Source organism: Microbacterium sp. ANT_H45B, from assembly GCF_008369345.1.
GTDB lineage: Bacteria > Actinomycetota > Actinomycetes > Actinomycetales > Microbacteriaceae > Microbacterium.
In genome coordinates, this window is record NZ_VOBK01000003.1 from 610,140 (window position 1) to 622,787 (window position 12,648).

At 68.9% G+C, this 12,648-nt stretch carries 7 protein-coding genes; 6 read left to right on the forward strand and 1 reads right to left on the reverse strand.

Annotation, left to right across the window (positions count from 1 at the left end):
- The first annotated feature begins 75 nt into the window (after positions 1–75).
- The 6 genes from FQ142_RS15055 to FQ142_RS15080 all read left to right on the forward strand — a co-directional run bounded on the left by FQ142_RS15055 (position 76) and on the right by FQ142_RS15080 (position 9,958).
- Positions 76–1,224: a DUF1972 domain-containing protein gene (locus FQ142_RS15055; RefSeq protein WP_149423941.1), complete on the forward strand. Its 1,149-nt coding sequence runs from the start codon at positions 76–78 to the stop codon at positions 1,222–1,224.
- Positions 1,221–2,336: a Gfo/Idh/MocA family protein gene (locus FQ142_RS15060; RefSeq protein WP_149423942.1), complete on the forward strand. Its 1,116-nt coding sequence runs from the start codon at positions 1,221–1,223 to the stop codon at positions 2,334–2,336. Before FQ142_RS15055 ends, FQ142_RS15060 begins: the two co-directional genes overlap by 4 nt.
- A 2-nt stretch (positions 2,337–2,338) precedes the next feature.
- Positions 2,339–3,238: a hypothetical protein gene (locus tag FQ142_RS15065; RefSeq protein WP_253385422.1), complete on the forward strand. Its 900-nt coding sequence runs from the start codon at positions 2,339–2,341 to the stop codon at positions 3,236–3,238.
- Entirely contained in the window at positions 3,235–4,395 is a 1,161-nt protein-coding gene (locus FQ142_RS15070) for a glycosyltransferase family 4 protein (RefSeq protein ID WP_188042425.1), read from the forward strand. Before FQ142_RS15065 ends, FQ142_RS15070 begins: the two co-directional genes overlap by 4 nt.
- 168 nt (positions 4,396–4,563) lie before the next feature.
- Positions 4,564–5,178 (forward strand): DUF4352 domain-containing protein, encoded by a 615-nt coding sequence (locus FQ142_RS15075; protein ID WP_188042426.1) that lies wholly within the window; start codon positions 4,564–4,566, stop codon positions 5,176–5,178.
- A 64-nt stretch (positions 5,179–5,242) separates the two neighbouring features.
- Positions 5,243–9,958, forward strand: coding sequence for a LamG domain-containing protein (locus FQ142_RS15080; RefSeq protein WP_188042427.1), 4,716 nt, complete (start codon positions 5,243–5,245; stop codon positions 9,956–9,958).
- A gap of 78 nt (positions 9,959–10,036) precedes the next feature.
- Here the strand turns inward: FQ142_RS15080 and FQ142_RS17525 are convergent, their stop codons facing one another.
- Entirely contained in the window at positions 10,037–12,577 is a 2,541-nt protein-coding gene (locus FQ142_RS17525; RefSeq protein ID WP_188042428.1) for a right-handed parallel beta-helix repeat-containing protein, read from the reverse strand.
- Positions 12,578–12,648 lie beyond the last annotated feature (71 nt).

Sequence of the window (12,648 nt, forward strand, 5' to 3'; positions counted from 1 at the left end):
ATTCGCCGGGGAGGCGGAGGAGACCGCGACGCAGCGAATGGATGCGCGAGCATCCGCAATGAGGGGAAAATCAACGTGCCATCAACCGTGCGGATCCTGGGCACCCACGGCGTGCCCGCCGCCTACGGCGGATTCGAGACCGCGGCCGAGAACGTCGGCCTCTACCTGCGCGATGAGGGCTGGAACGTCATCGTCTACTGTCAGATCCCCGGCGAGGGACCGACGACCGTCGACGACTGGAACGGCCTGCAGCGGGTGCTGATCCATGAGCCCCGGGAGGGCTGGAAGGGCACGTCCGCCTTCGACCTCACCTCGATCCGCCACGCGATGCGCGAGCACGTCGACGGCGACGTCTGGCTCACCTTCGGCTACAACACCGGCGTGTTCGACATCGTGCCGCGGCTCCGCCGCATCCCGAACGTCATCAACATGGACGGCATGGAGTGGACGCGAAAGCGCTGGGGGATCCTCAAGCAGGGCATCCTGCTCGCCAATGAGCGCCTCGCGGGCCTCGTCGGCGACGTGCTGATCGCCGACCATCCCGTCATCGCGACCTATCTGCGCCGTCACTTCGGCCGCCGCCGCGTGCAGACGATCACCTACGGCGCCCATGAGGTCGTCGATGCACCGACCGCCGCCGTCGAGGAACTGGGCCTGACCCCCGACCGGTACGGGATGGTCGTGTGCAGGCCGATCCCCGAGAACTCGGTGCTCGAGATCGTCCAGGCATGGTCCTCCGCACGACGCGGCATGCCGCTGGTGATCGTAGGGCCGTACGGCGATGACGACCCGTACCACGTGGCCGTGCGCGAAGCCGCCTCCGACGAGGTGCTGTTCCCCGGGGCGATCTTCGACGCCGAGCGCCTGCAGTCGCTGCGTTTCCACTCCGCCCTGTACCTGCACGGGCACACGGTCGGCGGCACGAATCCCTCGCTCGTCGAGGCGATGGCCGCCGGGAACGCCGTGGTCGCTCACGACAACCCGTACAACACCTGGGTCGCCGGCGAGGACAACGCCTACTTCCGCGGAGCCGACGATCTCGCCGCCCTGCTCGACGAGCTGCTCTCCGACGAGGACAGACGACGTCGCATGGGAGCCGCGAGCCGCGCTCGGTTCCGCGCCGAATTCACCTGGGCCAAGATCGGCTCGGAGTACGAGCATTCACTCCGCACCGCGCTCGCGCGGCACGGACACGCACAGCAGCAGACAGGGGTACACGCATGATCGATGTCGCAGTGGTCGGACTCGGGAAGATGGGGTTGTCTCATCTGTCGATGATCAAGGCGCACCCCGACGTGAATCTGGTGGGGGTGTGCGACGCGACGGGATACCTGCTCGACATCCTGGCGAAGTACACCGGGGTGAAGACCTACAAGGATCTCGACAAGATGCTCGACGAGGCGCGCCCGCAGGCCGTCATCATCGCGACCCCGACGCACCTGCACGCCGGGATGATCCGCAACGCGCTGCAGCGCGGCATCCACGTGTTCTGCGAGAAGCCGCTCGTGATCGATCCCGCCGACAGCATCGAGCTCTCCGCCCTCGCCGAGCAGAAGGGCCTGGTCACCCAGGTCGGGTACCACAACCGCTTCGTCGGGGCGTTCATGGAGGTCAAGCGTCTGCTCGACCTCGACGCGATCGGAACCGTGAACACGGCACTCGCCGAGGCCTACGGCCCCGTCGTCCTCAAGCCGGCCGGGCGCACCTGGCGCAGCGAGCGGGCGACGGGCGGCGGCTGCCTCTACGACTATGCCGCGCACCCCCTCAACCTGCTCACCTGGTACCTCGGGACACCGCAGTCGGTCAGCGGGAGCCAGCTCACCAGCATCTTCTCGGCCCAGATCGACGACGCGGTCGCGAGCACACTGCACTACGCCGACGGCACCGCGCAGATCATCTCGAACTGGTCCGACGAGTCGCAGCGCAAGATGACGACCAAGATCACGTTGTGGGGCACGAACGGGCGCATCTACGCCGACCGCCAGGAGATCCACGTCTACCTGCGCGACACCGCCACGATCCCCGAGGGATACCGGGCCGGCTGGAACGTCCGGTACACCACCGACCTCACCGAGGCCCCGTGGTTCTACCTGCGCGGCGAGGAGTACAGCGCGCAGCTGGACGCCTTCGTGCAGCGCGCTCAGGCCGGCTCGTCTGCCGGCACCAACGACTTCGCCTCCGCGGCGGTCACCGACCGGGTGATCTCCATGATCAGCGAGGACGCGGTGCGCGAGGACTCGCGGCTCACCGCCGAGGCAGCATCCGATCTCGCCGTCCAGGCGGCACCGAAGGGGCGCATCGCGGCAGCACTGACCGCCCTGCGCGGAGGGAAATGACCATGACGACATCCACCCGCACCATGGACCGACTGCTGTTCGGAGACAACCAGTTCTTCGGCGTGAACCACATGTCCGAAGAGAAGGCGCGCGCCCAGCAGATGCGCTTCCAGGACACCGACGCGATCATGAGCGTGCTCGACGCGGCGTACGACGAGGGCGTGCACACCTTCATGTGCACGACCCACGACCGGATCGCCGAGGTCACCGACCACGTCCGCACCCAGCCGGAGCGCTACGCGGACATGACGTTCTTCCCGTGCATGCCCTACGCGCACAAATACGCGAATGCGGTGACGGAGGACGGCTTCCTCGGCGCCATCCGCAAGTTCCTCCCCGAGGAGGGACTGCTCGACAGCATCGCCCGCGGCACCTCCTCGCTCGCCCGCAAGGACATCGAGGGCATCACGACGCTGCTGATCGACGCCGAGATGAAGATGTTCGAGGGCCTGTCGACACCCGTGATCTGGCTGCAGAACGTCGTCGTCGACCTGCTCTCCGGACTCGGCTTCACCGACGCCTTCCGGATCTTCGCCGACCACGTGCGCAAGCGCTACAACGCGGAGCCCGGTTTCATCACGATGAACCTGCCCCGCCTGCTCGACGACCTCGACAAGGCCGGCGTCGAGAACCCGATCGTGTGCTCGAACATCAACAAGCTCGGATTCCGCATGTCCGGCGGCGTCGACGCCTACCGTGACGCGATGGAGAAGCGCCCGTTCCGCGCGGTCGCGATGTCGGTGTACGCGAGCGGTGCGATCCCGCCGCGCGAGGCCATCGAATGGGTGACCTCGCTGCCGAACCTCGAATCGATCGTGTTCGGCGCCTCCAGCCGCGCGAACATCGCCTCCACGGTGAGCCTGGTCGAGGAGTTCTGGCCGCAGGCGGGCGCGCGGGCGTGACGCGCGACAGGCGCACGGTACTCCTCGCCAACCCCGGCGCCGACCTCTACGGCTCGGACCGGATGGCGGTGGAGACCGTGCGCGGGCTCGTCCAGCACGGTCGGCGCGTCGTGGTCACGGTGCCCGGCCCCGGTCCCCTCGTCGCCCTGCTGGAGGCGGCGGGCGCCGAGGTCGTCGAGTGTCCGACGCCGATCATCCGCAAAGGGCTGCTGAGTCCGCGGGGACTCCTGACTCTCGTCGGCGAGACTGTGCGGTCGATCCTGCCGAGCCTTCGGGTGCTGCGGGAGTCCGGTGCGGGGACGGTCATCGTCAACACGATCACCCCTCCCCTGTGGTTGGCGCTGAGCCGCCTCGGCGGTCGTTACACCATCTGCCATGTGCACGAGGGCGAGGCCTCGGTCACCGGGCCGCTGCGTCGGGCGCTGTACGTGCCGCTCGTCTTCGCCAACCGGGTCCTGATCAACAGCAGGTTCAGCCTCGACGTGCTCGAGGACGCCGCACCCTGGCTGGCTGCGCGCACGCACATCATCTACAACGCCGTCAGCGGCCCCGAGACGGTGGTCCCCGCTCGCGCTCACCTCGACGGACCGGTCCGGCTGCTCTACGTCGGTCGACTCTCGCATCGCAAGGGACCGCACGTCGCGGTCGAGGCCCTGAGTGAGCTCACCCGCCGGGGCATCGATGCCCATCTGTCGCTCCTCGGCGCGGTCTTCCCCGGCAACGAGGCATACGCCGACGAGCTGCAGGCGCTCATCGAACGCCACGGGCTGCGGGATCGGGTCGACAGCCTCGGGTTCAAGGCGTCGGTATGGGATGACATCGCGCAGAGCGACATCGTCCTCATCCCGTCCACGGTCGACGAGCCCTTCGGCAACACCGCGGTGGAGGCGGCCCTCGCCGGAAGACCGGCGATCGTCAGCGACGTCGGCGGCCTTCCCGAGGCGAGCGGCCGCTCCCGCAGCAGCATCCTCGTTCCGCCGAGCGATGCCGGAGCGCTCGCAGACGCCGTGGCCCGGATCTCCGACGGGTGGGAGGAGTACCGCGAGAAGGCCGCATCGGATGTGGTCACGGTCGCCGAGGCGTTCTCCTCCGAGAGGTACTCGCGGGAGATCGCGGCCGCGGCCTCCCGCCGCCGCGAGGAGAACGTCGCGATCTAGAGATTCCCGTAGCGCTCGCGAGAGCGACACGCTATGATCACCTCATTGGGGAGTGCGCCATAGGGGTATGGTGTCACGCGGTCTGGTCGGTCTCGGTCTGACGCAGCTCCCCGCTGGGGAAACTGGGGAAAGACAATCGTGGGGATTGTTCGAGCATGCGCGCCCATCGTGGCGCTGGCACTGTGCGTGGGTCTCGTGGCCTGTTCGGCCGAGGCGACGACGGATCCGTCCGAAGCGACGAAGCCGGCGGCGACGTCGTCGGCGTCGCCTGACGCCTCTCCGACCGTGGGCACCGCACCGACGCCGAACGCGGGATCGACCGATCCCGATCAGCCGGTCGTCAAGGTCGAGCGCGCAGGTCAGTCGGAGGCGCCGTCGGTGACGGCGGACCCCGCAGACACCGACGAGCCCGTCGAATACGGCGACGACGTGAGCGTCCGCATCGATGACGTCTCGTTCGCTGCCGAGACGTCGCAGGGGCCCGGCAGCTTTCCCGGCCGCGAATACGCGCGTCTGACGCTGTCGATCGAGAACGGCTCCACCGACCCGATCGACCTGGGCACCTCGGTGCTCACCGTGCTCGACGCGAGCGGCGCCGCCGCGGTCCGCGTCTACGCCGCCGAGGCCGACACGGTCGACTTCGCCGGCGCCCTCGCCCCCGGCGACACCGCCACCGCGAGCTATGCGTTCGCCATACCCGCCGATGCCCGTGACGAGGTCACCGTCGTCGTCGACTTCGACGGCGAGCACACCTCCGCCGTCTTCCGCGGAGGGCTGGACTGACATGCGCACCGCCCGCACTCCCGACACCGCCCGTCCCGCACGACTCTCGACACGAGGAACCTCCATGACACGCACCACCCGCGGGACGAACCGTCTCCGCCGCGTGCTCGCCACGATCGCCACGGCGGCGACCGCTCTGGCCACCATCGCCTTCGTCGCTCTGCCCGCCGACTCGGCGAGCGCCGATACGCCCGGCCAGCCGGAGACGGTCACGGCCGACGTGCTGCCCACCTGGCAGATCAACGGAGTCGTGTGGAGCCAGGCCGTCGTCGGCAACACCGTCTACGTCACCGGCAGCTTCACGAAGGCCCGCCCGCCGGGGGTCCCGGTCGGCGGCACGGGTGAGATCGATGCGAACAACGTGTTCGCGTTCGACATCACCACGGGCAACCCGGTGCCGAACTTCAGCCACTCGTTCGACGGACAGGGTCTCGTGGTCCGCGCGACCCCCGACGGCAAGACCGTCTACTTCGGTGGAGACTTCACCACGGTCGACGGACAGGCACGGGCCCACGTCGCCTCGTTCGACGTCGCCACCGGCGCGATGCTCGACTGGGCCCCGCGCGCCGACGGACAGGTTCGCGGGTTCGCCTTCGCCGGCGACACGGTCTACGTGGGCGGGAACTTCCGCTCCAGCGGCGGTCAGCCGCGCAGCGAACTGGCGGCATGGAACTCGACGACGAAGTCGCTCACCGCCTGGGCGCCCTCCGCTGCCGGCGACGGCTTCGTGTGGGACATGCTCACGAGCCCCGATTCTTCCCGCGTGATCATCAGCGGATCCTTCACCACGCTCAACGACGCGAGCGCGTACGGCATGGCCTCGATCGATGCCGCGACCGGTGCGACGCTCACCTGGGCCGCCACCGACCGCATCAAGTCCGCCGGCCTGAACGGTGCGATCTCGAGCCTCACCACCGACGGCGCCCAGGTGTACGGCACCGGCTACGCGTTCGGCGCCGGTGCGTCGTTCGAGGGCACGTTCGCCGCCGATCCGTACTCGGGTCAGATCACCTGGCTCAACGACTGCCTCGGCGACACCTACGCGAGCTTCCCGCAGGGCGGGGTGCTGTACTCGGTCTCGCACAAGCACGACTGCAGCGTCGTCGGTGGATTCGGCGACACGAACCCGCGGTCGCGCTGGCAGAAGGCGCTCGCGGAGAGCACGACGCCCACCGGCGTGATCACGCAGAAGGACGCGTACGGCTGGGACTTCACGGGCCTGCCCTACACCGAGCAGCTGAACTGGTACCCGGACCTCGAGTTCGGCACGTACACCAGTTCCCGTCAGGCCGCGTGGTCGGTCACCGGCAACGCGAACTACGTCGTCCTCGGAGGCGAGTTCCCGAAGGTGAACAACGTGGCCCAGCAGGGTCTGGTGCGCTTCGGCAAGGCGAACGTCTCCCCGCACGCGGTCGGGCCCGTCTACAACGCCGGACTCACCCCCTCTCCGTACTCGAACGAGTCGGGCGTCGTGCGCGTTCCCTTCAACAGCGCGTGGGATCGCGACAACGCGACGATCACGTACGACGTGTTCCGCAGCCCCTCGGTCAAGATCGCCACGGTCACCCGCACCGACGGTCGGTTCTGGAACCTCCCGAACATCAGCATCACCGACAGCGGACAGACGCCGGGCGCGCAGGTGCGTTACCAGGTCAGGGCGAAGGATGCCGACGGCAACGTGCAGTGGAGCGCCTGGTCGCCCTACGTGACCGTGTCCGGCACACCCACCTCGGCCTACCGCGCTGCGGTCCGCTCGAGCGGGGCCAACCACTACTGGCGCCTCGACGAGGCGACCGGGACTCGCCTCTCCGACGACGTCGGCGACGCACCGGGCACCGCCAGCGGGCTGACCCTCGGAACGGGCGGCGCCCTGCAGAACGAGAGCACCGCTGCGATCACCTCCGCGGGCGGGAGCTCCCCGAAGATGACCACGCAGGATGTCGGTGCGGCGCCCGCGGCGGTCACCGTCGAGGCCTGGGTCAAGACGACCAACACCCGCGGCGGACGCATCGTCGGGTTCGGCGACTCCGCGACGGGCACCTCGACATCGGGGAACACCGACCGCGTGCTCTACCTCGACACGTCGGGGCGCGCGAACTTCGCGATCAACGACGGTTCGTACCGCACGGTCCTCAGCCGCTCCGCGGTCAACGACGGCAACTGGCACCACCTCGTCGGCACGGTCGACAGTCAGGGCATGCAGCTGTTCGTCGACGGCAAGCGGGTCGACCGTGACCAGGCGCGCACGTCGCCGAAGATCTACAACGGCTTCTGGCGCATCGGCGCCGACCAGACGAACGGCTTCGCCAACAAGCCGACCAACGCCGGTCTCGCAGGTTCGATCGACGACGTCGCGGTCTACCCGACCGCGCTGAGCCCGGTGGACATCCGGTCGCACTACCTCTCCAGCGGGCGTTCCGCGGCCTGGAGCGCGGCGCCGACCGATGCGTACGGCGCTGCGGTGTCGACCGACAAGCCCGACGTGTACTGGCGTCTCAACGAGACCGCCGCGGGCACGATCGCCGACTCCGCGGCGGGCGGCTCGACCGGCAATCTCGGCGGCACGGTGACCCGTGGCCAGACGTCGGCGATCGGCACCGGTACCGCGACGACCTTCAACGGATCGAACGCTCTCGTGGTCGCCCAGGAGAGCTGGAACGCTCCGACGACGTACAGTGCCGAGCTGTGGTTCAAGACGACGACGACCAGGGGCGGCACACTGATCGGCTTCGGCAACACGTCGAGCGGTCTGAGCACGCAGTACGATCGGCACGTCATCATGCAGAACGACGGCAAGATCCAGTTCGGCAGCGGCCAGCCGCAGACCACGCTGCTCACGCCGACGGCGTACAACGACGGCCAGTGGCACCACGTGGTCGCCACGCAGGGCGCTTCCGGCATGAAGCTCTGGCTCGACACGCAGCTCGTAGGCAGCAACTCCATGGCTGCGTCCGAGAACTACCGCGGCTACTGGCGGATCGGGGGCGACAAGACCTGGGGCAGCACGTCCAGCAACTACATCGCCGCGACGCTCGACGAGGTCGCCGTGTATCCCACGGCGCTCTCCGAGCAGAGCATCCGCGATCACTTCGCCGCAAGCGGTCGCACCGTCCCCGGTCGGGCACCCGTGGCAGCCTTCACCTCCGCGGCGAACAAGCTGAAGCTCGACGTCGACGCGAGCACCTCGACGGACGCCGACGGCGGCCCCCTCACCTATGCGTGGAACTTCGGCGACGGCGTGCTCGCGACGGGCGCCACGGCCTCGCACACCTACAGCACGGGCGGTACCTACACGGTCACTCTCAAGGTCACCGACAGCACGTCGCTGGTCAACGTGGTGTCGCGATCGGTGACAGTGGTGCCGAACCAGGCGCCGACAGCGGCCGTCAGCGCGACGGCGGCTCACCTGGACGTCGCCTTCGACGGCTCGGCCTCGGCCGACGCCGACGGGACGATCGCGAGCTACGCCTGGGACTTCGGCGACGGAGCCACGGGCACGGGGGCGACCGCATCGCACACGTATGCCACTGCGGGCGAGTTCACGGTGACCCTGACGGTGACCGACGACAACGGGACGACCGCGAGCACGACCCGCGCGGTCACGACCACGCTGGCTCCGAACCAGGATCCGACGGCGGCCTTCACGACCTCGACGGACCTTCTCGCGATCAGCACCGACGCCACCACCTCCACCGATCCCGACGGCACCATCCAGTCGTACGCGTGGACCTTCGGCGACGGGGCGACCGGCACGGGGGTCACGGCCGCTCACACGTACGCGGGAGCGGGCACGTACACCGTGACGCTCACCGTGACGGACAACCGCGGCGGCACCTCCACGCTCACGCACGACGTCACCGTGGCTCCGAACCAGGCGCCGACCGCGGCCTTCACGACGGCGGCGACCAACCTCGCGCTGAGCGTGAACGCCGGCGGATCCGCCGACCCCGACGGGGCGATCGCCTCGTACGCCTGGGACTTCGGCGACGGCAGCACGGGTACGGGCGCCACGGCGACCCGCACCTACACGGCCGGTGGCACCTACACCGTCACGTTGACGGTCACGGACGACCGGGGCGCGACGGCCACCTCGACGAAGACGGTCACGGTCACCGCAGCTCCGCAGGTGTGGGCGCAGGACGCCTTCACCCGCACCGGGACCAACGGGTGGGGCACGGCGACGACCACCGGTGGCGCCTGGACGACGTTCCCGAACACCTCGACGGCACTGAGCAAGTTCGCGGTCAACGGCACCGGCGGGACCGTCTCGCTCTCGGCGGGGAACAACTACACCGCATCGTTGGCGGGCTCGACGGCGTCGACGAACACCGAGGAACGGTTCACGCTCGCGTTCTCCCAGCCCTCGACCGGCGGAGGATTCTACTTCTCGGCGATCGCACGTCAGATCGACAGCGCGAACGACTACCGAGCGAAGGTGCGTGTCGCCTCCAACGGCGTCGTGACGCTGTGGCTGACGAAGACCATCGGCGGCACCGAGACTATCCTCACGACGACCACGGTCAGCGGACTCTCCGTCACGGCCGCGGACCAGCTGAGCGTGAGGTTCCAGGCGACCGGGACCAACCCGACCACGCTGAAGGCGAAGATCTGGCGCACGTCCGCCACGGAACCCGCGGCATGGACGGCCACGACGACGGATGCCACCGCCGCCCTCCAGGCCCCCGGGTACGTGGGCGTGAACAGCTACCTGTCATCGAGCGCCACGGCGGTGCCCGTGGTGTACACGTACGACGACTTCTGGGCCGGCCCCGCGCAGTAGGCGCGGTCCGGGACGACGCGTGAGGGGCCGGGGTGCATATGCACCCCGGCCCCTCACGTCATCCCGTGCGGGCGTGGATCAGGGGAACCGCGCCCCGATCGTCGGCGTCGAAGAGCCGAGGATGCTCGCGACGATGCCCGGGAGACCACGGGTCGCCGCCGTCACTCCCGCGAGCAGTCGCCCGGAGGGGTCGGTGACCGGTCGTCCCTCGACGGCCGTCGAGTTCGCATCCTGTCCGGTCGTGGAGCGGTAGCTCTGCCAGGTGGTGAACACATAGGGGTCCACGTTGGCGGTGCCGCGCGACCACACGACGAACCAGGTCGGTGCGCTGGCGCTGTTGCGCTGGATCACGTTGCCGTCCGAGCTGATCCTGAGCTCGGCGGGCGTGTACCGGTGGGTGTAGTCCTCGATGCACACCGTGCAGTTGCCCGAGCTCTCGCCGATCACGTTGTTGCCGATCGAGATGTCGCGGATGAGCCAGGGCATCGTCGCGTCCGGGAACGGACGTCGCGAGTTGTGACCCGGCACCGCCGCATCCGTCGAGCTGCGGCTGTCCTGCACGATGTTGACCGCGCGATCGCCACCGATGATCGTGTTGTTCCAGAGGTTCACAGCGCCGGTGTTGTTGATCTTGACGCCGTTGCCGACGTTGCGCAGCACCAGGTTGTTCACGAAGTCGATCTTGTTCGAGAGCTCGAGGAACGCTCCCGCTCCCTTGTTCTCCACGAAGTCGGAACCCGCGATCCGCACGTCGTACACCGACTGGTCGAGCCAGAGTCCCGGTCCGTCGTTGCGGAGCATGGCGGAATCGGTGACGGTGACGCCACGCGACTTCGTGATCTTCACGCCCCCCGAGACGGGTGCGGTGTTGAAGTGCTCCGCATTGTTCTCGAGGGAGAGCAGATCGTCGATGACGAGGGCGTCGGCGTAGTTCGCTCCGAGACCCATGAGGCCGTTCCGCGCCAGCGTGACATCACGGATCGTCGCGTTCGCGGCACCCACGAAGAGCCCGGTCGTCGCGGTGTCGTAGATGACGACGTTCTCGAGGGTCGCCCGCGGCGCTTCCACGGTGACCGCACCCATCATCCAGACCGACGTCGCGTAGTTGCGCACGCCGATCCCGCGCACGACCGCACCCTCGCCGCGCAACGACAGCGCCTTCGTGAGGGTGGAGGTGCGTACCGTGCGACCGGTCGGATCGCTGCCGAGGTACAGTCGGTCGGCTGCGACATCGGTGAAGAACGTGCCGGCCTTGAGGGCTGCGAGCGACGCGACCTCGGCCTGGGCGACGCCGTCGATCCACACCTGCTCGGGGTGGGCGGCCATCGGGTACGCCGGGTTCAGCCACTTCCACCCGGCGGCGGTGCCGTCGGACTCGCCCCGAGTGAAGGTCGGCGTCGAATCGAAGTCGTACTTCCAGTCGGCGCTGAACCAGCGACCACCGGAGGACTGCCAGTTCTTCAGCGTCGTGGCGCCGTCGAACCAGACGGCCTCACCGGGGTACGACTGGATCGTGATCTTCTTGCCGGAGGGGACCACCACCGACTCGGCATACGAGCCCGCCCGCAGGACGAGCGTCGCTCCGGAGGCGGCCCGGTCGACCGCCGCCTGCACCGACGCGAACGGCGCCGCCGATGTACCGGTGCCGGTGGACTTGCCGGTCGGGCTCACGAACAGCGCGCCCGCGGGCACGGGGTACGTCGTCGTGCCCACCGCCGCGGATCCCGCTCCGGTTCGCGCGCCCGTCACGTTCCACGCCGGAGCGTTGCCGGCGGGAGTCGTCGGCGGAGTCGGCGGAGTCGGCGGAGTCGGCGGAGTCGGGTTGGTCGGCGGCTTCGGCGGTGTCGGGTTGGTCGGGTTGGTGGGGTTGGTCGGAGGCGTCGGCGTCGTCGCCTTCTTCGTCGTCACCCGCAGATCGTCGAACAGCGTCGTGAGGGTCGGCGTGCTTCGCGACACGTAGACGCGAACCCCCATCCGCCCGCTGGCGGTGAGGCGCTTCGCAGAGCGATCCGTGACGGAGAGCTTCCAGGTGGTGGGTTTCGCGCCGACCGCACTCACGCGCGCATCGACGGCGACGGCCGTCGACCCCGAGAGCCGGGTCTCGAGCACGAACGGCATGCCCGCCTTGACGCGCAGCTCCGGCACGGTCGTGTGCCCGAGCGTCGTCTGCACGCCCGCGTTGACGCGCTGCGTCTCGAGCAGCACGACGCCCTTCGGATCGATGCGGAGCTGCGTCTGATAGAACCCGCCGGTGGTCACACGCGACTGCAGACTGAGATAGACGCCGGCACCCGACTTGGGCAGCTGCGGCAGCGTGAAGACCGTCGATTGCGTGGAATCCGCGGCCGTGATCCCGACCGGGCGGGCCGTGGCGGTGGCGCCGGCCGCCACCGCTCCGATCTTCGCCCTGCCATTGTCGACCGAGAAGGATGCCGTGCTGGACACCTCGTACGTGGTGCCGGTCGCCGCGGCGCCGAGGCCCTTGACGACCGTGCGACTCATGGCGTCCTGCAGGAGGACGACGTCGGTAGGCTCAGCGGCCGCGACGGGGGACACGGTCGCGACGGACAGAAGGAGTGCGGACAGCGATGCGACGAGCGGGAGGGTACGTGAACGCATGGGGGAGCTCCGATGTGCTTCTCTTCACTGCAAGGGTCGGGTGTAGCAGCGCAGACATCCGACGTCGGTGG

Excerpts from the sequence above, each read along its gene's own strand:
- FQ142_RS15065 (WP_253385422.1), top strand. The coding sequence starts at position 2,339 with ATGACGACATCCACCCGCACCATGGACCGACTGCTGTTCGGAGACAAC.
- FQ142_RS17525 (WP_188042428.1), bottom strand. The coding sequence starts at position 12,577 with ATGCGTTCACGTACCCTCCCGCTCGTCGCATCGCTGTCCGCACTCCTT.
- FQ142_RS15060 (WP_149423942.1), top strand. The coding sequence starts at position 1,221 with ATGATCGATGTCGCAGTGGTCGGACTCGGGAAGATGGGGTTGTCTCAT.
- FQ142_RS15080 (WP_188042427.1), top strand. The coding sequence starts at position 5,243 with ATGACACGCACCACCCGCGGGACGAACCGTCTCCGCCGCGTGCTCGCC.